This is a genomic window from Microcoleus sp. MON1_C1, assembly GCF_036701945.1.
Taxonomy (GTDB): Bacteria; Cyanobacteriota; Cyanobacteriia; order Cyanobacteriales; family Microcoleaceae; genus Microcoleus.
The window spans coordinates 148574-174823 of record NZ_JAUBRO010000003.1 but is presented as its reverse complement, the minus strand read 5'-3'; the positions used below and the strand labels follow the sequence as shown (position 1 = coordinate 174823).

General features: G+C 46.4%; 19 protein-coding genes and 1 pseudogene. 10 read left to right on the top strand and 10 right to left on the bottom strand.

The genetic code is table 11. The annotated features are described in order from the left end of the window. Positions 1–230: 230 nt before the first annotated feature. From QUA62_RS02940 to QUA62_RS02910, 7 genes are all read left to right on the top strand, one after another. Positions 231–1289, top strand: coding sequence for a hypothetical protein (locus tag QUA62_RS02940; RefSeq protein ID WP_333402295.1), 1059 nt, complete (start codon positions 231–233; stop codon positions 1287–1289). A gap of 245 nt (positions 1290–1534) precedes the next feature. Further along, the gene (locus QUA62_RS02935; protein WP_333402294.1) at positions 1535–1897 is read left to right on the top strand and encodes a hypothetical protein; all 363 of its coding nucleotides are present in this window, start codon (positions 1535–1537) and stop codon (positions 1895–1897) included. After that, on the top strand, positions 1890–2231 hold the full coding sequence (locus QUA62_RS02930; protein WP_190735629.1) for a type II toxin-antitoxin system PemK/MazF family toxin: 342 nt from the start codon (positions 1890–1892) through the stop codon (positions 2229–2231). Before QUA62_RS02935 ends, QUA62_RS02930 begins: the two co-directional genes overlap by 8 nt. A gap of 64 nt (positions 2232–2295) precedes the next feature. Next, positions 2296–5415, top strand: a complete 3120-nt coding sequence (locus QUA62_RS02925; protein ID WP_333402293.1) for an SMC family ATPase — start codon at positions 2296–2298, stop codon at positions 5413–5415. A gap of 477 nt (positions 5416–5892) precedes the next feature. After that, positions 5893–9201: a PAS domain S-box protein gene (locus tag QUA62_RS02920; protein WP_333402292.1), complete on the top strand. Its 3309-nt coding sequence runs from the start codon at positions 5893–5895 to the stop codon at positions 9199–9201. Between the two features lie 159 nt (positions 9202–9360). Beyond that, positions 9361–11235, top strand: coding sequence for an adenylate/guanylate cyclase domain-containing protein (locus QUA62_RS02915; protein ID WP_333402291.1), 1875 nt, complete (start codon positions 9361–9363; stop codon positions 11233–11235). A gap of 120 nt (positions 11236–11355) precedes the next feature. Beyond that, positions 11356–11958, top strand: coding sequence for a Uma2 family endonuclease (locus tag QUA62_RS02910; RefSeq protein ID WP_333402290.1), 603 nt, complete (start codon positions 11356–11358; stop codon positions 11956–11958). Positions 11959–11967: 9 nt separating this feature from the next. Here QUA62_RS02910 and QUA62_RS02905 read toward each other — a convergent pair. The 5 genes and pseudogenes from QUA62_RS02905 to QUA62_RS02885 all read right to left on the bottom strand — a co-directional run. Beyond that, positions 11968–12162: pseudogene (locus QUA62_RS02905) on the bottom strand (YebC/PmpR family DNA-binding transcriptional regulator); the annotation flags it as partial. 242 nt (positions 12163–12404) lie between these two features. Further along, positions 12405–13973, bottom strand: coding sequence for a hypothetical protein (locus tag QUA62_RS02900; RefSeq protein WP_333402289.1), 1569 nt, complete (start codon positions 13971–13973; stop codon positions 12405–12407). 156 nt (positions 13974–14129) lie between these two features. Beyond that, complete coding sequence (locus QUA62_RS02895; protein WP_333402288.1) at positions 14130–14897, bottom strand: YebC/PmpR family DNA-binding transcriptional regulator; 768 nt, start codon at positions 14895–14897, stop codon at positions 14130–14132. A 147-nt stretch (positions 14898–15044) separates the two neighbouring features. Beyond that, complete coding sequence (locus QUA62_RS02890) at positions 15045–15683, bottom strand: histidine phosphatase family protein (protein WP_333402287.1); 639 nt, start codon at positions 15681–15683, stop codon at positions 15045–15047. A 167-nt stretch (positions 15684–15850) separates the two neighbouring features. Further along, positions 15851–17047, bottom strand: a complete 1197-nt coding sequence (locus QUA62_RS02885; RefSeq protein WP_333402286.1) for an endonuclease NucS domain-containing protein — start codon at positions 17045–17047, stop codon at positions 15851–15853. Between the two features lie 182 nt (positions 17048–17229). On the opposite strand from QUA62_RS02885, the gene QUA62_RS02880 reads away from it, so the two are divergent. After that, positions 17230–17586 (top strand): DUF4864 domain-containing protein, encoded by a 357-nt coding sequence (locus tag QUA62_RS02880; RefSeq protein ID WP_190738115.1) that lies wholly within the window; start codon positions 17230–17232, stop codon positions 17584–17586. A gap of 7 nt (positions 17587–17593) precedes the next feature. Here QUA62_RS02880 and QUA62_RS02875 read toward each other — a convergent pair whose 3' ends face one another. Beyond that, on the bottom strand, positions 17594–18295 hold the full coding sequence (locus tag QUA62_RS02875; RefSeq protein WP_333402285.1) for a class I SAM-dependent methyltransferase: 702 nt from the start codon (positions 18293–18295) through the stop codon (positions 17594–17596). A gap of 330 nt (positions 18296–18625) precedes the next feature. Between QUA62_RS02875 and QUA62_RS02870 the strand changes: the two genes are divergently transcribed. After that, a complete protein-coding gene (locus QUA62_RS02870; protein WP_333402284.1) occupies positions 18626–20521 on the top strand; it encodes a polysaccharide biosynthesis/export family protein in 1896 nt (631 codons plus the stop codon). Between the two features lie 621 nt (positions 20522–21142). Here QUA62_RS02870 and larE read toward each other — a convergent pair. The 4 genes from larE to fraC form a co-directional block, all read right to left on the bottom strand. Then, a complete protein-coding gene (larE, locus tag QUA62_RS02865; RefSeq protein ID WP_333284809.1) occupies positions 21143–21970 on the bottom strand; it encodes an ATP-dependent sacrificial sulfur transferase LarE in 828 nt (275 codons plus the stop codon). A 358-nt stretch (positions 21971–22328) separates the two neighbouring features. Next, positions 22329–23102, bottom strand: a complete 774-nt coding sequence (locus tag QUA62_RS02860) for an ABC transporter permease (RefSeq protein WP_190657543.1) — start codon at positions 23100–23102, stop codon at positions 22329–22331. 254 nt (positions 23103–23356) lie between these two features. Beyond that, positions 23357–24355: a DUF5357 family protein gene (locus QUA62_RS02855; protein WP_333402283.1), complete on the bottom strand. Its 999-nt coding sequence runs from the start codon at positions 24353–24355 to the stop codon at positions 23357–23359. Positions 24356–24360: 5 nt separating this feature from the next. Then, positions 24361–24879: a filament integrity protein FraC gene (gene fraC / locus QUA62_RS02850; RefSeq protein ID WP_190657547.1), complete on the bottom strand. Its 519-nt coding sequence runs from the start codon at positions 24877–24879 to the stop codon at positions 24361–24363. A gap of 227 nt (positions 24880–25106) precedes the next feature. On the opposite strand from fraC, the gene QUA62_RS02845 reads away from it, so the two are divergent. Beyond that, complete coding sequence (locus tag QUA62_RS02845) at positions 25107–26240, top strand: cob(I)yrinic acid a,c-diamide adenosyltransferase (protein ID WP_190731861.1); 1134 nt, start codon at positions 25107–25109, stop codon at positions 26238–26240. Positions 26241–26250: the final 10 nt, after the last annotated feature.

Here is a 26250-nt window from a genome sequence, read left to right as displayed (position 1 = left end):
CCGTTCTTGAATCTAATCAGCTTGAGAGTTGACTATTCAACGGTAAAATGGCAATCTAGGAACAACACAACTCATATTTGTGTCTTTTTTTAGGAAAGCTCTTGACGGTCGCCCTCAAACACTTACACTTTTAACACACCCTTCATTGAGGAGTATCTATGAATAGTCTATTTTCCAAGTCTACTTTTGCGTTAATAAATCTTGCAGCTTTAGCTGTTTGTTGCAGTACCATGTCAGCGAAAGCTGAAACTGGCAACTTGCCCGATGTCGCTACAACTGCAACAATAGCCGCTCAAAATATTGACCAAATTTCTGAGCCGACAGCAACTTCAGCAGTTAAGCCCGACGCAGAAACAACGGCTAGTAATAAAAAAATTGATTCTATCACTTGGAGCGAAGTAACAGAAGCGGCAGAGCCAGTCGCCTCTGAACCGACAGCCAACTTGCAAGTATCTATTGCTGCACCCGAAAAATCGGAAGCAGCAACATCTGAAATTGCTGAGACAGAAACAGCGCAAAATACCTCTATTGCTGCTGAAACTGAAAATTCGGAAGAAACTGCTAAAATTGCTGATAATGGTGTCGAAGTGCAGTCAACAGTCGAGACTGCCAAAAAGAGCGATCGACCTACCTCAATTGTTGCCGAGAGCAATAATCTTGAAGTAACAGCAACGAAGGAAGAAAAAGAAGTCCAAACAGCACAAGAATTGTTGAGCAATCCTGTCAGCACTTCCGCCTCAGCTCTGACAAACCAACCGAAAGTTGCTGAAAAACCGGCCACTCTCTCGGAACCAACTGAAACTGCCTCAGAACCAACTGAAAAAGTGGCTCAAGGAACTCAAATCCGACCAGGCCGAGCAACCCGTTCTGGGCCCAGCTACGTCGGCATTGGCGGCAATGTAGGTTTTGGCGGAGATTCAGCCTTAGGCGACGGTTCATTTGCGATTATTAGCAAAATCGGTTTGACGAACAATTTGTCGGTGAGACCGACTGTTTTGTTCCGCGACAACTTAACTCTTGTAGTTCCCGTTACCTTCGATTTTGTATCTCAAGAGACCGTCGAAGTCAGCGAGGATTTTGTGATTAGTGCTGCTCCCTATGCAGGTGCTGGCGTGATAGTTACTACCGGGGATGACGGTAATTTTGGCTTCCTGATTTCGGGGGGTGTAGATGTGCCGCTGACGAGAAATTTAACAGCAACAGCCGGATTGAATATTGGTTTTGTTGACGGAGCTGACGTGGGATTGTTAGTCGGTGTCGGCTATACGTTCCCGAATCTTGCCCGGTAGTGTTGGTGTTTGAGCAAACGCAGGACAAGTAAATAGGCGTGGGGTTGGCTGTAGGAATACGGTCAACCCTTTTTGATGGAAAATCTGCCTATGCGATCGATGTAGGGTGCGCCACAAGCAGAGAGCGCCGAGATTGATTTTTGTGAAAGATATAATGATGGTTGGATCGATCTGAGATGTTGCGTCATATTCAATAAGCTTTTTATGGACGGGCAGGATGCCCATCCCACAATCAAATTCACTCTTTGTGGAACAGGCCGGAAAGCCTGTTCTTGAAAATGGTGCAAGATATGGGATCGATCGCACTTTCTCACAAACCACCCGAAAAAACCGTGACTAAAACAGAAATCTTAGCAGCACTCAAAAACCTGACAGCAGAAGAACGCCTAGAAATCATTGAAGCAGCTTCGCGGATGATGCACGAAGAAATAGAAGAAAAAGCCCAGCGCAAAGCCGAGAGAAAGCGGAGACTCAGAGCCGCCGCAGAAGCAGCAGTCAAAGATTATATGCCGGGAGGTGCTTTACATGATTTGTGGTCGGCTGATAGCGAACCCTATTTTGAATCCGAGGAAGAATACCTTAACGCAGGGATAAAAACTAATGCGTAGAGGCGAAATCTGGCTGGTTGCGCTTGAACCTAGTGTGGGCGCCGAAATCGGCAAAACCCGTCCCGTAGTAATTGTCAGTGATGAAACGGTGGGAATTTTGCTGCTTGAAGTTATTGTTCCCATCACTGAGTGGAAAGAGCGATACACCGAGAGAAATTGGATGGTTCGACTAGAACCCAGCGACGAAAATGGCTTGACTAAACTCTCCGCCGCCGATACTTTTCAAGTCCGTTCCGTTTCCCAACAAAGATTTGTCCGACAACTCGGAACCCTGTCCGAGACAATTATGGAAGAAATTGCAGAAGCACTGACAATTGTTCTGGATCTGGATTGAATAACTAGGCAACAGCGTACAAATAGTGTTATTTATAGATAGATTGTATGGCGCGATGGCCTAAATGATTCCTATACAACTTACACTCAAAAATTTTCTCAGCTATCGCGAAGCTGCTTTAGACTTTCGCGGCCTGCACACTGCTTGCATTTGCGGGCCTAACGGTGCTGGCAAATCCTCCCTCTTAGAAGCCATATGCTGGGCACTTTGGGGCTGTTGTCGCAGCGATACGGAAGACAATATCATCCACATCGGCGAAACAGATGTGCGCGTTGATTTCACTTTCTCCACCGGCGGCCAAATCTACCGGGTGATACGCAACCGCCGGCGCGGACAATCGGGAAGTGTGGAATTTCAAGTCAGCTTGAATTCGGCCGTGACTGAGGAAAAACTTAATTTTCGCACGCTCACAGACAAGGGCCTGAGAACAACTCAGCAAAAAATCCTCGAACACATCAAACTAGATTACGATACTTTCATCAACTCGGCGTATTTGCGGCAGGGGCGAGCTGATGAATTTATGCTTAAAAAGCCGATCGAACGCAAACAAGTTTTAGCCAACCTGCTCAAACTCGACTCCTACGATACTTTATCCGAACAAGCCAAAGATACGTCCAAACAATTTAAAGCTCAAGTCGAATTGCTCAAACAGAGTTTGCAAACCGTACAAGAGCAACTGCAACAAAAAGAGACCATCGCCTCCGAACAAACTCAATTGCAGCAAGCAACCGATTTGCTCCAGCAGCAGCAGCAAGCCGACACAACCGAGTTACAGCAACTGCAACTCCAGCACCACAACCGCCAAACTTGGCAAAAACTCCTCGCCGGCCACCAGCAACAGCACTACAATATCACTCAAGAATGCCGCCGCTTGCAGCAAGAACTCAGCGCAGCCAAACAGCAGCAAAATGAGCTACAAGCCCTCCTAGGGCAAGAAAAGGAAATAACAGCAGGCATCGCGTATTTCCAGAGCTTGCAAGCCACAGAAGAAACTCTGGCGGGCAAATTTAAGGCAAACCAACAAGCCCAAAATCAGCGTCAGCAATTGCAAGAACAGCAACGGCAAGAACTGAGCTTTTTGCAAAGCAAAATTCAGCAGTTGCAAGCTCAATTAGAGGTTTTAGAACAAGATGAAAAAGATGTTCTGGAGATTCTCAAACAGCAGCCGGAGGTTGATAAAGGACTCGCACAGTTGCAAGCAGTTCGATCGCGCCTCAACGAACTAGAGCAACTGCAACTGCAAGTTTCGCCACTGCTACAACAGCAGCAGCAAAAGCAACAAAAGCTCGATCGCGCCCGCGCCGGTTTAACCGCCCGCTTAGACGAAATCAACCGACAGGTGCAAGTTCAGCAGCAGCAGCGACAGCCGCAATTACAGCAGGAAATCTCGGCCATCGCCAATCAAATTTTGCAGTTGGAAAACAAGCGAGTTTATCAGCAGCGAGTCCGCGAAAAAGGTCAAGAAAGGCACGACTTTCTAGGAAACCTGCAAGCCAAAAGCCGCGACTATCAAACCAGACTCGCCGAGATCGACCAAAAACTGCAACTGCTGCGGAAACATGAAGGAGAAAAAACCGCAGGCGAAGGTAAAGCCTCGAATTTTGCGGAAAACGAGCCATCGAATTCGCCTTTAATGGTGCGAGATACAAATTTTGGCAATTGTCCTTTGTGCGATCGACCTTTAGACGAACACTACTGGAATTTGGTAGTCACAAAACACCACACCCAACAGCAGGAAATCTGGAACCAACTTTGGGTTGTCCGCGAACAGTTGGCCGTCTCCGAGCGCGAAATTCAAGTTCTCAGACATGAATACCGCGAACTAGAAGAGGAATTAGCGCCCTACCAAGAATTGCGGGAACGCCGCAGTCATTTACAAGCACAATTAGATAGCCTGGGCCAAGATGAAAACCGACTGCAAAGTATGCGTCAAGACGCTGCAGAAATAGAGCGGTTGCTACGCACCGGCGAGTATGCAGCCGATGACTTGGGCCAACTAAAGCAAATCGAACAGCAACTGCAACAGCTCAATTACAGCGATAGCAGCCACTCCCTCGCCCGCAGCGATGAAAAGCGCTTGCGGTGGGCGGAGATTAAGCAAGCTCAAATCAAAGACGCTCAGCAGAAACTGAATAAAATTAATGCCCGCCGCCCGGATTTGCAAACTCAATTAGCCACAGTACAGCAACAGTTAGAACAGCAAAAAAATAGCTCGGAAATACAGCAGCAAATTCTGTCTTTAGATAGATACATTGCGGAAGTTGGCTATAAATTGGAACAGCACGAACACGTCCGCAGCGAAATGCGCCGATCGCAGTTTTGGATCGCCCGCGCCGAAAAACTGCGAGCGGCAACTCAGCAGTACCCGCAAGTGCTGCAGCGCGTTAATGAAATAGCAAATTCCATCGCCGTGCGCGATCGAGATTTGCAAGCTGTCAGCGCTCAAACTGCCGCGATGAACCAGCAATTGCAAGAATATCCCGATCCCACAGCCCGCATAAGCGCGATCGAACAGCAAATCAGTCGCCGTCGCCAGCAGCTAGACCAACATTTGGGAAGTCTCGGACGCCTCCAGCAGCAGCAACAAAATCTAGAAACTCTGCAAGTTCAGCTAGTAGCTCAAAAAGAGCAAATGCAAGTTGCAAAACGCCAGCAGCGAGTTTATCAAGAGTTGGGTCAAGCCTTTGGCAAAAACGGCATTCAAGCTTTAATGATTGAAAATGTTTTGCCTCAACTTGAAGCTGAAACCAATCAGATATTGTCGAGATTGAGCGCGAATCAATTGCACGTTCAATTTATTACTCAGCGGGCTGCTGCTTCTAAAAAAGCAACTAAATTGATTGACACTTTAGACATTTTAATTGCTGATGCTCGCGGTACTCGCGCCTACGAAACTTACTCGGGCGGTGAAGCTTTTCGGATTAATTTTGCGATTCGGCTGGCGCTGGCGAGACTGCTGTCTCAGCGGGCGGGCACGGCTTTGCAAATGTTGATTATTGATGAGGGATTCGGAACTCAGGATGCTGAAGGGTGCGATCGGCTGATTGCTGCAATTAATGCGATCGCCTCCGACTTCGCCTGCATCCTCACCGTTACCCATATGCCCCACCTGAAAGAAGCTTTTCAAGCCAGGATTGAAGTAAGCAAAACTGCTCAGGGTTCTTCCATCAGCTTGTCAATTTAAAAGGGTTGACGAGCCGGATGGAAGGAGGAGAAGAAAAAAAGTTGAAAATATCAGTATTTTTACCTTCTGTTTTCTTTCCCCCTTCGCTATTTTCACCTTCTGTTTTCTGGATAAGTGCCGAATGTCTTTGGTTATACTAAATTCCCCAAAAGAAGGCAATTGTCTGCCCGTGTCCCAAACCATAATGGAATCAGTCATTGCCGATCTAAAATCTAAAATCTAAAATGGTATTAGTCGTCATTTCCACAAAGAAGGCAATTGTCTGCGCGTAGTCCAAACCATAATGGAATCAGTCATTGCCGATCTAAAATCTAAAATCTAAAATGGTATTAGTCGTCTCCCTCGTCGGCTTTTGTGGGCTGCTGACTTTGTTAAAAAAGCTAAATTGAAAATAAAATTATAGAATAAGAATGGCTCAAGCTATTTATAAATTTTTATTGTTCTGTCCCCTCCCTGGGAATTTGGATATTGCCACAGATGACAACAGACTCTTTCCACCTGTCTCTCCTAGAGCGGGCGATCGCAGCTTCGAGCAACAGTATCCTCATCGCGGATGCTCGCAGGCCTGACATACCTATTATCTACTGCAATCCTGCTTTTGAGAAACTGACCGGTTACAGTGCCCAAGAAGTTATTGGACGCAACTGCCGGTTTTTGCAGGGCCCCGATACAGATCGGGCCGAATTAGATAAACTCCGCAGCAGCTTGCGAGCAGGAACGGAAATTCAGGTAGTTCTAAAAAATTATCGCAAAGACAAAACTCCTTTTTGGAACGAATTAATCGTTTCACCCATCCTAGACAACGAGGGAAAATTAACTCATTTTATCGGAGTTCAGAACGATATTAGCAAAAGAGTAGCAGCCGAAACAGCCCTGCAAGAAAGCGAAGAAAGATTGCGGGCGATCGCCACTGTGACTCCAGTTCCTATGTCAATTACGCGCCTAGAAGACAGCGTTATTTTGTATGCAAATCCTGCCCTCGGGGAAAGTTTAGGTTTGAGTTCCGAACAACTTATCGGACGCAAAAAAATTGAACTTTATGCCAATATCAATGACCGCCGTCAATTGATAGAATTAGTCAAACAAAACGGTTTTAGCGACAGCGAACAAATCTGCCTTAGGAAAGCAAACGGCAGTTTGTTTTGGGTGAAAATGTCGATGCGCTCGATTAATTTTAACGGCGAAGCAGCAATTTTATCGGCATTTTACGATATTACCGCTCGCGTAGAAGCAGAAACAGCACTACGGCAAAGCGAAGCGAGGTTTCAAAAACTAGCCGCCAACGTTCCGGGAATGATTTATCAATTTCAGTTAGCAGCAGACGGCACTACGTCATTCCCCTACGTCAGTTCCGGCTGCCGCGAACTCTGGGAATTAGAACCACAGGTGCTCCAAAATTCAGCTATTCCCGCTATAGAAATGATTCATCCAGAGGATGCGCCAAGCTTCCAGGAATCTCTTGCTATCTCTGCTAAAACTTTAGAGCCTTGGCGGTGGGAAGGCAGATTTGTTTTTGCGGGCGATCGGATTAAGTGGGTTAGCGGGGCTTCCCGGCCAGAACCCGGCGAGAAAGATGACATTATTTGGGACGGCTTGTTGATTGACATTAGCGATCGCAAACTTGCAGAATCAGCACTGCGGCAAAGCGAAGCCAGATTCCAAAAAATGGCCGCCAACGTGCCGGGAATGATTTATCAATACTTGCTGCATCCCGACGGTTCCGATGAATTCATTTATGTCAGTTCAGGCTGTTGGGAACTCTACGAATTAGATCCAGAAAAAGTTCAAGAAAACTCGGATTTAATGTGGTCAACGGTGCATCCAGAAGACCTAAAAGTCCTTTTAGAATCAGTCGCAATTTCCGGCGAAACTTTAAAACCTTGGATATATGAAGGGCGGATCGTAACCGGATCTGGAAAAGTAAAATGGATTCGCGGCATTGCCCGCCCGGAAGCGCAACCTGGGGGCGATATACTGTGGGAAGGGGTGACAATCGACATCAGCGATCGCAAGCTAGCAGAAATAGCCCTCAGCGAATCAAAAATGGCCCTGCAACAAGCCAATCAAGAACTTGAAAAGCGTGTTTTAGAACGCACGGAAGCCTTGCAAACATCCCAAAATATGCTGTGGTCGGTAATCAACAACATTCCTCAGTTAATTGCCTGGAAAGATCGAGATTTAGTTTACTTGGGAGGCAACACAAACTTTGCCAAAGTCGCAGGTTTCAATCACCCCAGTGAAATCGCTGGTCTCACCGACTTCGATATGCCTTGGAAGCCCGAAGAAACAGAAATTTTTCGAGCCTGCGACCGTCACATTATGGCAACAAACACCCCAGAATATCACATCATAGAATCCAAAATGCAAGCCGACGGCACCCAGTGCTGTCTGGATACAAATAAAATACCTTTACACGACAATTCCGGCAATGTGGTCGGCATTTTGTCTACGTTTGAAGACATCACAGATAGGCTTTCCCTAGCAGCTCAAGTCCGGGCCAGCGAGGAACTATTTCGCACAATTTTTGAAGATGCACCCATCGCTATCTACTTAGCCAATTTAGACGATAACAAGTTAGTGCGAGTCAATAAAACTTACTGCGAAATGCTGGGATATACCGCCGAAGAATTGCTGAGCAAAACATTTATAGAACTTGGGCACCCCGAAGATTATTCAAAAAACCTCGAAGTTGCTCATTATCTTGAGCGGGGAGAAACTAATAGCTATCAAATTGAAATCCGCCAGCTTGCCGCTACAGGTAAAATTGTTTGGGTAAACGTGACAGCTACTTTGATTCGAGACGCCGAAGGAAAAGCTATTTACAAATTAGGGATGATTGAAAATATAACTAACCGCAAAATTTCCGCCGCAGCACTCCAAGCTTCAGAATCTCAATTGAGAAAACAAGCAACCCAATTGCAAGAAGCCTACGAACAGCTACAACACGCTCAAATCCAATTAGTTCAATCCGAAAAAATGTCGAGTCTCGGTCAGATGGTGGCTGGCATCGCCCACGAAATCAACAATCCCGCAACTTTTATTAACGGCAATATTTCTCACACATACAACTATTTTCACGATTTAATAGAGCTATTGAATCTCTACCAGGAATGCTACCCGTTTCCAGTTGCTCAGATTTCTGAAAAAGTTAAGGACTTAGAGCTCGATTTCCTGAAGGAAGACTTGCCCAGGATGCTAAACTCCATGAGAGTAGGAATAGAAAGAATTAGTAAAATTGTGTTATCGCTGCGGAATTTTTCGCGACTGGATGAATCAGAAATGAAGTTGGTAGACCTTCATGAAGGAATTGACAGTACGCTGTTAATTTTGCAGCACCGATTGCATCATGGAAGTAAAAAAAGCCGGATTGAAATTATTAAAGAATACGGAAAAATCTCGAAAATTCACTGTTGTGCGGGGCAGTTAAACCAGGTATTTCTCAACATTATCAGCAATGCGATCGACGCTTTAGAAAGCCAACCGCAACCTCGGACGATCGTGATTCGCACCCTCATGAAAAAAGCTGACCTGAAAAGCGACAGTAAAAACCAGCTCAGTGATTGCGATCGCATTGTAATTTGCATCGCCGACAGTGGCCCGGGAATGAGCGAAGACGTTCGCAAGCGGCTATTTGACCCGTTCTTCACCACCAAGCCCGTAGGGGCTGGAACCGGCTTAGGATTATCCATCAGCCATCAGATTGTGGTAGAAAAACATAAGGGAAGCCTGCGGTGCATCTCAGCGCCCGGCCAGGGAGCGGAATTCTGGATTGAAATCCCCTGCTGAGCGATCGTCCATTAATCTAAAAGTTTAAATATCTAACTTTTAATTCCCAATTGCCGTCGGTGCTTGAGTTATCAGGGTTTTGAATTAACCGCACTCAGAGGCCGGAACAAATCGCACTCAGCGGTGTGCTAATCTGCTGCCCTTATTCGCTAGGCAATTATGCTGAAAAAACTACCTTTATCCTGGTCTCGCTACATTCCAGCCGGGTTGACGCTGGCTTTGGGTGTCGGACTGTCGGTTCTGGCATTCGCCTTGGTTTGGGACTGGGAAGACAAGCGCCGCGACTACGAAATGCAGCGTCGCATCGACGATATTTCGATCGGCATCGAACGCCAGCTCAACTCCGACTTAGATACTGTTCTAGCCCTCAGCGACTACATGAAAGCCTTCAGCGCCGTCGAGCGTTCCTCTTTTGCCCGGTTTGTCGCCCGGCCCCTATCCGTCCACCCCAGCCTGCAACTCCTAGCTTGGGCTCCCCGCGTCCCGAATTCGCAGCGGCGCAACTACGAAACCAAAGCTAGAACCGAAACAGAGCCCAGCTTCGAGATTACAGAGCGCGGCCCGCGAGGAGAACTCCGCAAGGCCCTCCAGCGTTCCGAATACTTCCCGGCTTTCTACGTCGAACCAACAGCCGGAAACGAGACAGTATTGGGCTTTGACCTCGCCTCCCACCCAAAAATCCGCGTCGCGCTCGATCGAGGGCGCGATACAGGGGAAATGATTATCACCAACTACATCGGCCTAACTCAGGGCAATTCCCCGGAACTGGGTCTTTTGGCCATAGTTCCGATTTACGAAAACAGCAGTAAACCCACTACCCTGGAATCCCGTCGCCAACTGCTACAAGGATTTGTTCTGGGCGTATTTCGAGGCAAAGATATTTTCCAAACCTCTTTAAAAGGACGCAATACCGACTACCTCAATATTTATCTCGTTAGCGAGGCTCCAGACAAGCAAGAAGCACCGTCGCTGTTACCCCAAACGGGCAACCCGGTTCTCAAAAATCTCCCTGCTGAGCCCCAAATTCAGCAATTTGCGGTGCAGTTCCAATCCGCGAGCCAACAAGTCCTTCCAGCATCAGCCACTGTTGACCGAGCCCTGATGCAAAACTGCCCGATTCTTGACAATCCAGGCCCGAACTATACAGCTTGCAGAAGGCGGCTGAAAATTAGCAGCCGCCAGTGGTCTATGTACGTGTCTGCAACGCCGGAAATTCGCAGGATTCGCAAGCACTGGCGCTCTTGGGGAACTCTGACGATGGGGATGCTGTGGACTCTGATTCCGGTGACATATATGCTGACATCTTTGAGCCGCACCGCCCAAATCGAAAAGCTAGCCCGAGAAAGAATTCGCCAAGCCGAACAGTTGCAGGCTGCTTACCTACAGTTGGAACTCGAACAAGCTAAATCCGAGCAACTGCTGCTGAACGTTTTGCCGGCAGCGATCGCCCTGCGTTTGAAGGACAATGAACACAATATCGCCGAAAGTTTTGCGGAAGTAACTGTGATGTTTGCCGACATTGTGGGGTTTACAGAGCTTTCGTCGAGAATTTCAGCGACGGCGGTGGTGGAAGTGCTCAACGATATTTTTTCGGCTTTTGACCACTTGGCCGATCGCCACGGTTTGGAGAAAATTAAGACTATTGGTGACGCTTACATGGTTGTCGGCGGTTTGCCGACGCCCCGAGAGGATCACGCCGAGGCGGTTGCGAACATGGCGATCGATATGCTGCACGAAATTCGGCTCCTGAGTTTAGAACATTCGGAACCTTTCAGCATTCGGATTGGGATTAGCAGTGGCCCTGTCGTTGCCGGCGTCATCGGCTTAAAAAAGTTTATTTATGACCTCTGGGGCGACACAGTAAATATTGCTTCGCGCATGGAATCCCACGGGATTACTGGCTGCATTCAAGTCACCACCGAAACCTACCAGCTATTAAAAGATAAATATACTTTTCAGAAGCGCGGCGCCATTCAAGTTAAGGGCAAGGGATACATGGTTACTTATTTGCTGACTGGGAAAAAAGATTATTGACCCCGCCCAAAAACGGATACAAGCATCCGATTCCCCGATCGACTAAGACTTTCGATCGCCAAGCTAAAATAGTGTAAGCTCCAGGTATTCTATCACCCCTGCACCAACTGAAGAAAAACTATGACGACGCTGCTAATTCAAACCGAAAGCGTCCCACTGACGGTCAATTTCCCTGCGATCCAATCGATGACTGTTGAACAGTTCTATGAATTCTGTCTAGTTAATCGCGATTTGAGAATTGAGCGTACAGCGAGTGGGGAAGTTATCATTATGTCACCCGCTTTTTCAGATACAGGCAATCGAAACGGTAAGATTGCCCTACAATTGGGGAACTGGGCAGAACAAGATGGCACGGGTGAAACGTTTGACTCCAGTGCCGGCTTTACCTTGCCGAATGGAGCAACCCGCTCCCCCGATGCCTCATGGATTAAACTAGAGCGCTGGAATGCCTTAACTGAAGAAGAAAAAGCCTCATTCGCACCGATTTGTCCAGACTTTGTGATTGAATTGCGGTCTGCTAGTGACACTCTCAAGGCATTGCAAAACAAGATGCAAGAATATATTGACAACGGTTTATCGCTCGGCTTTTTGCTCGATCGCAAAAACAGAAAAGTCTACATCTACCGTCCCGATCGCGAACCTGAAATCTTAGATAATCCTGAAACAGTCAGCACAGATCCAGAGTTACCGGGATTTGTCTTGCGGATGGCAAAAATCTGGTGATTTAGATCGTTACACCATACTCAAAGACATCAATTCATCTGTCATTTCAAAATTAGCCGTCACGCTTTGCACGTCGTCCAAATCTTCCAGTGCATCCATTAACTTAAGGAGCGAGCGAGCTTTTTCAGGAGTGTCTATTTCCACTGTATTGCTCGGAATCCAGCGATTTTCCGACTGCAAAACTGCCAAGTTTTTGTGTTTCAAATGACACTCCCCGCTCTTTCAGAGACTGGGATTCTTGGTTAATAGATACCTTATTTTTTAGCTCGAATCACTAAATCAATTAACTGTTATCGTCCCAGAGTTGTACCCCATTCGCTTGAGCCAGTTTATGAGCATTGGATTTGACATTTCCGGGCGTTAACCCACGGGGGAGTTTGTGATCTAGCTTAGACTTCAGTTTGTGCTTCAGTGGCTTCCGATACCCCATTCTAGATAGAAGTTGGCTAGGCTTGCTTTTGAGCTTGCTTTCTTTTGCTCAAAACAGCCCGTTGAATTGTCAGCAAAATTTTCCCCTCTTGTTCATTAATTTCACCGTCAGCCTCGATCATCTCAGTGCATCGCTTTAAAAGTGGTTCGGCAAAGTCGAGTTCGAGTTGTTCGAGTAAAATATCCAACTTGGGAGGCAATTTAGACTTATTTTTCACAGCTTCAATCTCAGCTAAAGACTTGGGATTTAAATTGGCAGCTTGTAATTGGGGTAATAACTCATCCCATCGGGTGAATTTTTGGGTGGTATAGACGACATACACCAAAATCCAATCCATCACCGTTTCTTGTGCGATCGCTTTCTCTAAATATTGCTCACTTTCCGCTTGCAAGACTTCTCGTAAATCTTCGAGCTTGGTTTCGATTTTCGAGGAATCGAGATGCGCTTCATAAAACCGACAAGCACCGTATCCCAGCGCGTAAATCATTGTCGCACTGGCGCTAGCATTAATCACCGCACCCGCCAAGGGAATATTGCTGACAAGCCTAACTCCAGCTTCGATCGCTAAATTGCTCCCCAAGGATAAACCGAAAATAGCGACAACTTCTTTTTTGCGATGGCTCGATTGCAAATCCATTCCATAGGCGGCAGCTATTTGATAAACCAACTCGGCGGATAACGCCGTCATTGCCGCTAAATCCATGCCAGCTAATGCCAAAGCTGCGCCCGGAACTAAACTGCTAACCAAGCCACTTCCTGCAGCTAGCAAGGCTTTTTCCACCATTAAGCGATGTGCGATTTCTTGAGGTTTCTCGTGAGGATATTGGCGCTGCAACTCTCGAACTTGCCCCTCGGCAGTCACTACATCAACTTTATCGATCGCACTGACTAACCAATCAATTTTGAAATTTTCAGTGAGTTTTTTCAGGATAGGACTCTGGGAAATCAAACCGAGGGCTGAATCCAAAAAATTGGGAAATTGGAGTGCTGCACTTCCGGCATTGCCTACCGCATTGCCTACCGCACTCGCGGTATTAACAACAATCTCACCTCCAGCACTGCTTGCTGCATTCCCCACCGCACTCGCGGTATTAACGATCGCACTTCCGGCATTCCCTACCGCATTCCCTACCGCACTCGCAGTATTAACAATCGCACTTCCGGCATTGCCTACCGCACTCGCGGTATTAACAACAATCGCATCTCCAGCACTGCCTACTGCATTCCCCACTGCACTCGCCGTATTAACAATCGCACTTCCGGCATTGCCTACCGCACTCGCGGTATTAACAACAATCGCATCTCCAGCACTTCCTGCTGCATTCCCTACCGCACTCGCCGTATTAACAATCGCACTTCCGGCATTCCCTACCGCATTCCCTACCGCACTCGCCGTTGCAGAGACGGCTCCGAACACCGAACCGAACCAATTGGATTTATCCCCTGGTTCAGCCTGCACCTCCGATTTGGATCGATCCTTGGTTTCTGCTACTTCGGTTACTGAGAGAACTTCTTGTGAGTGGGTGCTGTCTCTTTTGCTTTGGTTGTTATCTAGCATGGCTTTACTTTGGGGTGACGTTTTCATTGCAGCTTTTTCAGCAATGCGTTGGATTTGACACTCCCCACTCGCGTACAGATAGGGATTCGTTTCCTGGTAATAGTGTAGCGCGATCGTCCCGCTGGCGATTTTTTGTCTTTTGCAGTGCCAGCAGGGCGCTCCCCATCCCTCATCTTTCAACCATTAAACCATGACCGAAGACATCAATTCATCTGTCATTTCAAAATTAGCTGTCACGCTTTGCACATCATCCAAATCTTCCAGTGCATCCATTAACTTAAGGAGCGATCGAGCTTTTTCAGGAGTGTCTATTTCCACTGTATTGCTTGGAATCCAGCGAGTTTCCGACTGCAAAACTGCAAATTTTTTTTGTTTCAAAACATCAGCCAGTTGTTCCAAATGAGCCACACTTGTAAATACCTCTGCACCTTCAGTATCCTCATCAATTAATATCAAATCATAAGATTCCGCAGCCGCCTCTAGCGACGCTTCAAACAATTGTTCCTCATCAATCGGGCCGCGTACAGTACAAACCCCTTTGTGCTCAAACATCCAGCCCACACAACCAGTTTCGCCCAAGTTGCCGCCATTTTTAGTAAAAGCTTCTCGCAAGTCAGCGGCTGTGCGGTTGCGATTGTCTGTCAGCGCTTCAATTAGAATAGCAACCCCGCCAACGCCGTAACCTTCGTAGCGAATAGCTTCTAATTCGGAACTTCCCCCCGCTAAGCCGGCACCTTTGGCGATCGCCCTTTCTATGTTTTCATTAGGAATATCTGCCGCCTTGGCTTTTTCAATAGCCGTCCGCAGTTGAAAATTGCCAGCGGGATCGGGAACTCCGCTGCGGGCCGCGACAATAATTTCGCGAGATATTCGAGCAAAAACCTTGCCTTTAACCGCATCAACTCTAGCTTTTTGGCGTTTAATATTCGCCCACTTACTGTGTCCAGCCATACCGATTTGAGATTTGAGATTTAAAATTTGCGATCGAGATTAAACAATAACACCCAGATTCGGACTAATCAGATTAACGTAGGGTGCTCTTCTGCCGCGCACCTTACACACATAGCATAAAATGCGATTTTTCGCACGAATCTAACTTTAATTAAACCGGATCACCGTTTCAGAGTCACTCAGGTGAGAAGTATCGCCATTAAGTGCGATCGACCATTCTCCCTCACCCCGCACCACTTTCACCAAACAGCACAAAGAAGCGTTAATTTCCGTTTCAACACAGCCAGCCAGCCCGATCGCAGTTCCTAAAACCGACGCACCGTGACCTACCAATAACATATCTTCAGGAAACTCAGCCGCGAGGCGTTTAGCAGTTTCCCCCGCCCTTTTGAAACAAGCTTCGCCAGTTTCGGGATAATTAGCAATACCGCCTTTGTAGGAAGCATCAATCCTGGGAAAACGCTTGCACAAAGCTTCGACCGACTCAGTTTCTGGCATTTCTGGCATCCATTCCGGATTCAGCCATTCGCACAGTCCCCACTCTAGTTTAATTGACAAATCGAGAGCTTCGGCCGCGTGATTTGCTGTTTGGACAGTTCGCAGAAAAGGGGAAGCAAAAATATGAGAAATTCCTTCACCTTTGAGGCGATTGGCGAGTTGTTTGGCTTGAACGTGACCGTCTTCGGAAAGGTGGGGGTCATAGGGGCGTTCTGCGCTGAGAAACCAGTCGGGGTTAACGAAGTCGATGCGGTTTCCGTGTCGTGCGATCCAGACTGTTTGTGGCATGAGTTGGTTTGAGTTTGGCTTCTAGGTGTAATATTATATCAAAGTTTGTTAATTTGATTTGTTGCGAAGCTATTGATGAGATTTTTTTTACCGCAGATGCACGCAGATAGACGCAGATGGATAGTGGATTTGGCAAGGGGCGATGGGGCGCGATCGTATTTTTCCCCTTAAAGTCTTTCCAGCCATTTTTGCAGGGCTAAATCAATTAATTGACCTGAACTAAATTTACAGGCGCGCTTGTCTAACTCGTCTATAGTTTCTAAGATGTTCGGATATCGGTGGGCAATGTTCATTTTAATAAAAACCTCTTTCACATCTTTAGCTAAATCTATATACTTCATCTCTTCATAAGTGAAAATTTTAGATACCGCCGACTTTTGAATAATTTTAATGGCGCTGTTAATATACTCTATCAAGTTTTTTTCATTAAAATAAGTATATCTATAATTTTGTTGCCACTGTTGGATATTTGTTATGTTGAGCTTTACTTTTTCTGTTTGATTAGCTATTACCTTCTTGTTAGAGCTAACTTTAGCACCAATTCCGCTTGACACGTAGCCCTCTATCAAAGCATTGCCATCCCAATCACTCCAGATTCTTGCTCTGCTAAGAGTTTTACTTGTCAGACCTTTTAAGGGCAACCACAGAAATAAGATTATACTTCCTTTACTATCCGAACACAACTCAGCGCAGAATTTACTATTTTTACTATTTCTATTTCCATACTTGATACTGCCAGCCGACACAACTTCTTCCATCCGCTTATCAAAACAGAGAAGCTTATGCCTAGTTTTTAATATTTCTTGCTGTTGACTAAGCTCGCAATTACTCAAAAGTTTCAAAAGTGCTTTGGGTGGACTGGGTATGTTCTCTGTGCTTTCTCTTTCTTGATATGTAATCTCTACTTGTGCAATATATTCGGCATCTACATCTTTCAATTGTAAATATAATTTTTCCCCGTCAGGAACGATCGCAAATTGCAAAAACTGAAAAAATAGCCCGTGATATTTCCTGTCGGTAAAATTCTCTCTGTGAAATTTTGGCGCAATTGCTATTAAGCGAACTGGTAGATCGTAATCCACGCGATCGGCAAAAGGTTTGTGTTCCAACAAAGCATCGTAATAACGGGTTAACTGCTGAACGACATATCTATCTTCGCCGTTTTTCAACTCCAGCACAACTAACCGTTTATTCTCGTCCACCGCTATAATATCGCATCTTTGCTCGTTGACAGTGAATTGCCGCTTGATGACCGTCAAACCGAGCAAACTTTGCAAGTGAACTTCGACAAAATCCTCTAAGGCTTCTTCATTGGCAAATTCCCACCCAGACCCTGTTTTCCTCAATGCGGCGCTGCTTAGCATTTTGACAATTCTTAAAGTCTTTAACCAATTTTACCGCTAATGTCTGTAGTCCGCCGGGGGTTTAAATAAACCCCGATCGCCCTGACAGCTTCCCAGCCATCCCGCAACAAAATCGCCTTTAAGTGGGAGCGCTATAATAGTAACTATTCGACACTCGCATCTCTTGACAAATCATTAAAAATATGCTCATCAGTGAAAGCGATCGCGCTACCATTCGCTCAGTCGTAGAACAGCAACTGCAAGCATTTCAAAAAGACGATGCTGCGCTCGCTTTTTCCTTCGCCAGTCCCGGAATTCAGCAGCAGTTTCGCACAGCCGAAAACTTTATGCACATGGTAAAAATTGCCTATGAAGCTGTCTACCGTCCGCGCTCGGTATTATTTGAAAACCTCGGCACTGTAGAAGGGATTCCCGCTCAGCCGGTGCTGTTGCTGGACTCGGAAGGTATCCCCATCAGAGCCATTTATCTCATGGAAAAACAGTTTGATAAGAGTTGGCGAATTAATGGCTGTTATTTGGTTTCCCTTCCCGAAGAATAAGTTATGCTTACTTTTCGGCTGAGCTTTTTTTGCTAATTCGCAGCATCTTATTTCCGCCTTTTTGAAATTCGTAGGGAGCCTCTTGAATTTCTACACTAAAATTTCTCTTTTTCAATTCGGTGACGATCGGGTTTAAGTGATCGGATTCCTCCCCGCTAAAACTCTGCAATAGAGGGAATACCCGGACTTCCTTCGCAACCCGACACATTTCTGTAATTGCTTCCAGATGAAATTTTTCCGAAAGTAGGTGAGAATAAGCAAATAAGAAATGGCTGCACAAAGCTAAATCGAATTGACCGTTCTCGAAAGGCAAAACTGGCAGCTCAGCAGTCATGTAGCGGCCTTCCTGCAAACCAGAGGGAAAATCTTCTAAAAATTCCTGCATCGCCTTCATTCGCACTTCGCCTAGCTGGTACGGCGATTCAAAATTGTTCCACAGATAGCCGTCTAGATTTGCCTTAACCCCATCAATGACAGTTTGATATGTTTCTTGGATGCGATCGCCAATTTCCACCGCAGTAAACTGATAAACTGGATCGCAAGAAATTACGTTTTTACCTTGGCGAGTCATTTCGGCATTGAAACTTGCCGGGCCGGCGGCACAATCAAGAATGTTTAGCTTGAGGTCACTTGATGTCAAGCTAAACATTCCTATGTATTCATCCAAGCAGCGTCCCCAGGGAATTACTTGATCCAGTTTTAGCGACACTTGTCTTTGTCCTGCAGAGAGAATTATTTAACATTTTACCTCAAATCAGGGCGTTTTTTTTATCCATTTCTTTGGCGGGTTGATTTGTATCCCGAGTTATGTATGAAGAATTTTGCTCAAACGAGATCCTAATCCTGATAACAGTTGGCGGGCTTTACAGTTTCTTTACAAACAAGGTGCAAAATAGTTAAGTGCGATCGCACAATTTTTATGCTTCCACCTGTGGATTTTGCAGCGAAGCGAGGCTACACTGGACAGCAGGGAAAATAAACTAAAATCAACTAGCTAAATTGCTCTCGTTCATTGGCAGGCTGCAACCAGGGAAGAAAGATGAAACATACCATTCAAACCGCTACAAGTCTGAGTTTGTCAGCACTCCTGGTGCTAAGCAGTTCGCTGCCCAGTATAGCTCAGTTGCCTGCCGTCAGAACTCCTGCAGGCACTCCTAACCCAAACAGGCCGAGAGTACCGCCGCCGCCTCTTCCGGGTTCGAGTTTGCCGGCGAGTGGCAATTCTGGTTCGCTGACACCAGAAGCAGCTTATACTTTAGGCCCGGGCGATCGCATTGCTTTAGATATCTTCGGCGTCCCTGAATTCAGCAAAGAATATCAAGTGTTAGTTGACGGGACGCTCAATTTGCCAATCATTCGCAGCGTCTCAATTCAAGGGTTGACGCTGCAACAAGCCGCTAACGTGATTACCCAGCGATACGAACCCTTCATCAATGTTCCCGTTGTTACGGTGACTGTGATCGTCGCTCGCCCCCTAAATATAGGTCTTGCGGGTGAAGTTACTCGCCCGGGTTCCTACAAGATTAATCCCACTAGAGAAGGAGGAGGAGTAAAATTCCCGACTTTGATGGAAATGCTGCAACTTGCACAAGGGGTGACATCAGCAGGAGATATGCGAAATGTCCAAATTCGCCGTCCCCGCAGAGGCGGGCCGGAGCAAGTTACTACTGTAGATTTGCAGGATTTTTTAGAGACGGGAAATTTGCGTCAAGACGTTACCATTCGAGATGGAGATACAATTTTTGTACCGACAGCAAGGGCCCTGAATACTCAAGAAGTTCGTCAAAGAGCCAGTGCTAATTTTTCCGCTGATATTACTAAACCAATTGGCGTGGTAATTGTCGGGGAAGTAAACCGGCCGGGGCCTTATACTGTATTTGCTTCGGATGTGCGATCGAGCAACCAACAAACAGAGTTGAGTTTTGTATCTATCGACCAACAGCAAGGAGCAGTTGTGGGCTTACCAACAATAACTAGAGCACTGAAAATTGCTGGTGGTATCACTACAGAAGCTGACATTCGCCGCGTGCAAATCCGCCGCCGAGTCAGAGGTGGCAACGAACAAACTATCATGGTAAATCTGTGGGATTTGCTGCAAAAAGGCGACACAACTCAAGATATTTTGCTGCAAGAAGGAGATAGCGTAATTATCCCGACTGCGGCTACTGTAGACTTGGCTGAAGTTTCTCAAGTCGCAAATAGCAGTTTTTCTCCGAACGCGATTAGCATCAATATTGTAGGAGAAGTAATTAGGCCTGGGGCTTTGCAGGTGCGGCCTAGTACATCCCTACACCAAGCTTTGCTGACCGCAGGCAGTTTCAATCAATTGCGGGCTAAAAAAGACAAGGTAGAACTATTGCGTTTGAACCCCAACGGTACTGTTTCTCGCCGCACGATCGAGGTAGATTTTGCTCAAGGGTTGAATCCTAATAATAACCCAACTCTCCGCAACAACGATGTGATTCTCGTAGCGCGATCGGGCTATACTAGGGTAGCAGACAATATCAGCACATTCTTGCAGCCGATCGCCGGAGTTGCAACTGGGTTCAGCGCTGTTAGCGGCGTTTTTACTGGGTTTCAAGCAACTATCAACGCTTTTCAAAACTTATTTTTGGGAGGAGATTTCGAGCGGCGAAATCAGCTCAGACAGCTTCGCGAACAACGTCAAGACAGACAAGAGCAACGGGAAGACAGACTGCTAGAAAGAGAGCTACAACGTGAAGACAGACAGCGGCAAGCTGAAGACAGACTGCTAGAAAGAGAGCAACAACGTCTAGACAGACTGCGGGAAGAAGAAGACAGAAGACTGCAACGTGAAGACAGACAGCGGGAAATAGATCGTGACAATCGGGAACTTCAGATCCAGCAGCAACTTCTGCTCCAAAATCAGCTGCAGCAAATGCAGCCACAGCAAATTCAGCCAACTACTCCTTGATAAGACTCGGGCTTTGAAAGTTAGTCGCCCTCTTTATGAATCGGCGGTTGAAACCGCTGCATAGAGTCAAACTTTCGTCCGAGCAAAGGGGGACTAAGAAATAAAGGGGGTATTAAAACCGGATTTGCTATTACATGGCACATCCCAAATCTACGGCAAACATCCTAGGCGTTGCTGATTTACGGTATGAAACGTTAAATATGTGCGTCATAGAAACCAGTATCCATAAAGCTTTTGGATTTTAAAGTTATTTTTTTCATACCCTGATTAAGCAACACCAGTTTGAGATTACTTTATATTGTTTCCGGTTGCATCGGAATGATATAGAGGACACCGGGAGTGCCTAAGTCCCTGCAATTAATGGGGGTAGGGACTTAGACACTCGCGGTGTCCTGACTGTGAGTAATATTAATTCCGAGGCTAGCGGAGTTGATATCACTGAGTTGGCTGGGCGACAGTAATACGTTACTTTTGCGTAAGTCTTGTAATCCTAACAATTCGAGCCTTGAAAGGTATAAGTTGTTACATCAACAAAGGTAAAGGTTCGATTGACATTGTTCCCCTTTGTCGATGTCCCAAACTACATCAATCATGAAAAATTTTTGTATTGGGAAAAATTAATCAACCTTTTGCCTGCAACAACTGCGGCTGCAAAACCTGATTTAATTTGCCGCTGCGAAACCCCTCCAAATCCAAAGTCGCGTACACAAAACCAAACTCCTGAAACACCGCCACCAATGCAGGCAAATCCGTATTTAGCACAAACTCCTGAATTTCTTCTGCGGGTAACTCAATGCGCGCCGTATCTCCGTCCGATCGCACTCGCAAATTTTTCAGTCCCAACTGTCGCAAATACCGTTCGGCGCGCCCCACTCTTTGCAACTTTCCAACGGTGATTTCTTCGCCGTAAGGAAAGCGCGAACTCAGACAAGGTTGAGCAGGTTTGTCCCACCAAGGCAAATCCAATTCTTTTGCCAACTGCCGCACTTCAAATTTAGCGATTCCTACTTCTGCTAAGGGCGATCGCGCGCCGCGTTCCTTTGCCGCCTGAATCCCTGGACGGTAATCCTTTAAATCGTCAGCATTCACCCCATCCACCACATAAGGATAACCCTTTGCTAGTGCTAGCGGTTTCAAAGTATCGTGCAGTTCGCTTTTGCAGAAATAGCAGCGGTTAACCGGGTTGGAAGTGTAATTTGGATTTGCCATTTCCTGAGTTTCTACTTCCTGGTGGGCAATCCCAATTTCTGCTGCTTGAATGCGCGCATCTTCTAAATCTTCTGGCAGTAAAGATGGGGAAACTGCCGTCACTGCCAAAGCGCGATCGCCCAACACATCAAAAGCGATTTTGGCCACCAAAGTGCTGTCAATTCCGCCGGAGTAGGCAATCAAAGCCCGTTCCATTTGTGCGAAAATATCTTTTAATTGTTCGAGTTTTTCCACTAACATAATTTCACTTTTTATTACTGCTAAGCTAGCGCAATCTAATTTACAGGGTGATTTCTCTTCAACATCTTTAGGGCTTACGCACGATTGTTTAGAAACGAGGTTTTTTTTACGAAAAGAGGCGTTGTAGACCGCAGATTCGGTAACAAATCCGGTTTCTGGGCCCCGATGTGTAAGTTCCGATCTTGTGGGGAGGGCAGAAAAGCCCGCCCAAAGCTACTATTTAAATACAGAAGAGCTTATTCGGGATCAATTAAAAGTTTGAGTTTTAGTCGAGATTTCTGAGCGAGCGCCTCCTTGATATTTTAGCGTGATAATTTGATAGATATACTCAAACTTTTAAAAGTAGGGGAGGCGCGTTTTAAAATTCCCTACGGGAAAATATGGCGATCGCAATTGACAGCAGCAGCACCACATACAGCAAACCGTAGGCAGCATCTGTAATCAAACCTGCTAAGTAAGGAACTTGTCCGTAAACAGCATCGTTTCTCAAATTGAATCGGGCTAAATCCGGCAAAACCAGATAAAGTCCCATCATCAATTGTTCAAGGCCAGGATTTTTAGTTAACTTGCCCAAAGCCACTAAATCCCGCGTCGAATGTCCCATTAAATAAACGCCAAATGTCAGTAAAGTCGCCAGGAGCGAACTGCTAAAAACCCCAAATAAAATCCCGACACCAGCCATCAGACACAGCTCAAACCAGACAAACAACGAAGCGATTAAAATGCTTTCCAAAGGGAAAGGAATGCGGCTCAAACTCAGAATAGCCAGATAGATAACAGTCATTGCTGCTACAAGCACCGCCAGCACCGCCGACAGCCCTAAGTGCTTGCCCACAATTAACTCAGCCCGACTTATCGGCTTAGCAACTAACAGATAAACAGTGCGCTTTTCAATTTCTTTGTTGACCAGTCCGGTAGCCACAAAAACTGTGGCAATCAGACCGAGAATGCTCATAGCAGCCAAACCGACATCTAAGATAATTTTCTTCTCGGTTGTCGCCGCCAATTCCGGTATCAACCGTACCGAGGCGCCCATCAACAGAGCAAAAATAATAATTAAGTAAAGGATGCGATCGCGAATTACTTCCCAAAATACATTGGTCGCGACTGTCAAGATTCTTCTCAAATTCATCTAGTTATTAACCCGCTGGAAACTTTCGCAATCAATACTTTAATATAAGGAAAAAGGAAGTTCGGCAACGCGCAGCGAATGGGGATTTAAGGGATTTAACGGATTGGATGTTGAAGGAAGAAGTCCGAGGTTCGAGGGAAGATTCACCCCCATCTCCCACTCTCCCCATCTCCGCCTCTCGGGATCGGATACTCTCCCCATCTCCCCCTCTTCCCCTTTCTTCGGGAACACTCTCCTAACTGCCTGAGACAAGCTCAAACTTGACTGTCCCCCGCCGTTCCATCTTTTTTCTGTCCGGGTTGAGAGCGTTTGATGGCACCGCAGGTTACAGTCGCCCTATTGCCTATCTCGAACACCTCGCAAGATTTGGTAAACGAATATGTTTCCGGTCTAAAAACCAGCCCCAGCCAAATTGCCTCCATCTCTAACTGATAGCGGGAATCTCCTTGGACGATCGAAGTTTTGACATCCCACTTCGCATCTTCTGCGACTACCCCAGTTGTTTGTAAGGCTTGATTCCGCAGAAAAAACCGCTCGTTGTCCATATCTATTAACATTTGCTCTACCTGCGCCCACGGTTTTGTGCGGGCTTCATTTTGTAGGTATCTCTCCATTGCATTGAGGATAACAACTCCTCGGGAGCGATTAATAGTTGGCTGTTGAAATGTCACCACATAATCGCTTTGCCTCAAATCCTGGGATAAAACGCTCGGGTACTGTCGTATCCAACCTTGAATTAAAAAGTGAAAAGCAAACCAACAGGAAAACAGCAGGTGAACTAGAGTAATCATCACAAACTGAGGGCGCACCAACGACCTGATACCTTCCCGTTTTGACTCGCTATTCCAAACCTCTATTGTAGCAAGAACTACTACTGCTATAATTGGGCCGGATATCCATGCTATTTCCTTCCTATCCGACGGCAATCTTACCAGCAACCACAATCCAATTAAAATGCTTGTCACCCACGGACTCAGACTTACTCCTTTAATCACAAAAGGTTGCTGACTGGTCAGCAAACCCATTGAAAGTGTAAAAAATAACCAGCTCATATCAAAAAGCAGAGTTCTCGTCCGCCAGTCAGTGACTGTCGCCACTGTCAGCAAAGCTAAAAAGATGCTGAGCAGTAAAGGAGTCTTCCAGTGGACAACTTTAGGCGGAATCATCGCCTTTTGGATTTTTTTATTGGTTTCCCAAAGGTTGTTTGTCAGTTTAGTGAGTTGCTGAGTGACATCCAAAAATTGCTTCATCATAAATTTCAGTAGACGCTTTGCAAAAACAACACGGTTAAAATAACGACATTGCTAACAGTGTGGGCGATTAAAATTCCCCCAAATTGGGTAGTTACTTGAAAAGTTCTTTTGGGAGCACGGCGGGTGAGGGTTGGCGGCCCTAAAAACTGAGGCTTGGAAGCTTTCTTATTGCCGGAAACCATGTTTTCTATGAATTCTAATCCCTGCCATTTAGCTATAAAAGTTACTGCTAATACTGAGAGTGCTATCAGAGTTATTGGAGCGTAAACATTATCCCCTCTGCCTAATAAAATATAACCGATAAGCTGTTCCCGTAAATCTTTGGTAAGAACGCTTTCAATGCCCAAGAAAACTAACCAGCCCACACAAGTGCAAGAGAGATTGAGGATGGCTGTATATTCAATGCTGGTTTTGGGGCCAAGTTTAAGTAGTTTTTGCAAAAACCACGATTCGATCGCGATCGCCAAAAACATAATTAAAATTTGCACCAAAACAGTCCGAAATGGGAAAACACTCGCAATCATAAGCTTTTAGGTATATCAGCCCGTGTTAAATTTTAATTGTACAGCACAAACGGAATAATCTTAACTGGAGGTTTGAGCACCTGATTGCGTTAGATCGATGCTTAAAAGATTGGGCGTTAGGAGTTATCGTATAATCTGTTGAGATCCGCCAAGAGAATGGAAAAATTAAACATTCAAGGCGCGCGATCGAATACCCACCCCGCTACAGACTCAAACAACTGCTGATTATGGTAAGGAATGGCATTGGTATTCGGACAGCCTCATCCCGGTCGGAACGCGCCGCGGGCCAGATTCACGTCTACGACGGCGCTGGTAAAGGCAAGTCTCAGGCAGCTTTGGGAGTAGTGTTGCGGTCGATCGGGCTGGGTATTAATTCTGACTCGCCCACGCGAGTCTTGTTGCTGCGCTTTCTCAAAGGCCCCGGCCGCTCCTACGACGAAGACGGGGCAATAGAAGCCTTGCAACGCGCATTTCCCCACTTGATCGACCAAGTGCGTACCGGCAGAGCCGAATATTTTGGGGCCGAAGCAATCACCCGCTTCGATCGCGCAGAAGCTCAGCGAGGCTGGGATATCGCCAAAGGAGCGATCGCCAGCGAACTTTATTCCGTCGTGGTACTAGACGAACTAAACCCCTTATTGGACTTGGGTTTGCTGCCAGTTGACGAAGTAGTCCAAACCCTCAAAAACAAACCAGAATATTTAGAAGTCATCGCCACAGGCCGAGCGGCCCCGGAAGCTTTGCTGGAGATTGCCGACTTGCACTCAGAAATGAAGCCCCACTATCACCCCGCAGCGGCAGAGCATCATATTTCAGGTATCGAAATATACACTGGAGCGGGGAAAGGCAAGTCTACGAGCGCTTTGGGCAAAGCTTTGCAGGCAATAGGTCGGGGTATCAGTCAAGACCAATCTCACCGGGTGTTAATCGTGCAGTGGCTCAAAGGTGGCACCGGTTATACAGAAGATGCGGCGATCGCAGCTTTGCGGCAAAGCTATCCACAGCTAGTAGACCACCAGCGGTGCGGCCGAGATGCTATAGTTTGGCGGGGGCAACAGCAAGAGCTAGACTGCATAGAAGCAGAACGCGGCTGGGAAATCGCCAAATGTGCGATCGCCAGCGGCTGGTATAAAACGATTATTCTCGACGAACTCAATCCCACAGTAGACTTAGAACTGCTGGCAGTAGAGCCGATCGTAGAAGCCCTGCTACGCAAGCCGCGGGATACAGAAATTATAATCACCGGGCGCTGCCACAAACCCCACGCTTACTTTGACTTGGCAAGCGTACACTCCGAGGTATACTGTCACAAACACTACGGCGATCGGGGCGTAGAACTAAAGCGGGGCGTAGACTTTTAAAGCCCGGAGC

Bases quoted from the DNA above. Each gene is read 5' to 3' on its own strand.
- QUA62_RS02890 (WP_333402287.1), bottom strand. From the start codon at position 15,683: ATGCCACAAACAGTCTGGATCGCACGACACGGAAACCGCATCGACTTC.
- QUA62_RS02855 (WP_333402283.1), bottom strand. From the start codon at position 24,355: ATGATGAAGCAATTTTTGGATGTCACTCAGCAACTCACTAAACTGACA.
- QUA62_RS02915 (WP_333402291.1), top strand. From the start codon at position 9,361: ATGCTGAAAAAACTACCTTTATCCTGGTCTCGCTACATTCCAGCCGGG.
- fraC (WP_190657547.1), bottom strand. From the start codon at position 24,879: ATGATTGCGAGTGTTTTCCCATTTCGGACTGTTTTGGTGCAAATTTTA.
- QUA62_RS02925 (WP_333402293.1), top strand. From the start codon at position 2,296: ATGATTCCTATACAACTTACACTCAAAAATTTTCTCAGCTATCGCGAA.
- QUA62_RS02920 (WP_333402292.1), top strand. From the start codon at position 5,893: ATGACAACAGACTCTTTCCACCTGTCTCTCCTAGAGCGGGCGATCGCA.
- QUA62_RS02845 (WP_190731861.1), top strand. From the start codon at position 25,107: ATGGTAAGGAATGGCATTGGTATTCGGACAGCCTCATCCCGGTCGGAA.
- QUA62_RS02870 (WP_333402284.1), top strand. From the start codon at position 18,626: ATGAAACATACCATTCAAACCGCTACAAGTCTGAGTTTGTCAGCACTC.
- larE (WP_333284809.1), bottom strand. From the start codon at position 21,970: ATGTTAGTGGAAAAACTCGAACAATTAAAAGATATTTTCGCACAAATG.
- QUA62_RS02910 (WP_333402290.1), top strand. From the start codon at position 11,356: ATGACGACGCTGCTAATTCAAACCGAAAGCGTCCCACTGACGGTCAAT.
- QUA62_RS02860 (WP_190657543.1), bottom strand. From the start codon at position 23,102: ATGAATTTGAGAAGAATCTTGACAGTCGCGACCAATGTATTTTGGGAA.
- QUA62_RS02930 (WP_190735629.1), top strand. From the start codon at position 1,890: ATGCGTAGAGGCGAAATCTGGCTGGTTGCGCTTGAACCTAGTGTGGGC.
- QUA62_RS02940 (WP_333402295.1), top strand. From the start codon at position 231: ATGTCAGCGAAAGCTGAAACTGGCAACTTGCCCGATGTCGCTACAACT.
- QUA62_RS02885 (WP_333402286.1), bottom strand. From the start codon at position 17,047: ATGCTAAGCAGCGCCGCATTGAGGAAAACAGGGTCTGGGTGGGAATTT.
- QUA62_RS02900 (WP_333402289.1), bottom strand. From the start codon at position 13,973: ATGAAAACGTCACCCCAAAGTAAAGCCATGCTAGATAACAACCAAAGC.
- QUA62_RS02895 (WP_333402288.1), bottom strand. From the start codon at position 14,897: ATGGCTGGACACAGTAAGTGGGCGAATATTAAACGCCAAAAAGCTAGA.
- QUA62_RS02880 (WP_190738115.1), top strand. From the start codon at position 17,230: ATGCTCATCAGTGAAAGCGATCGCGCTACCATTCGCTCAGTCGTAGAA.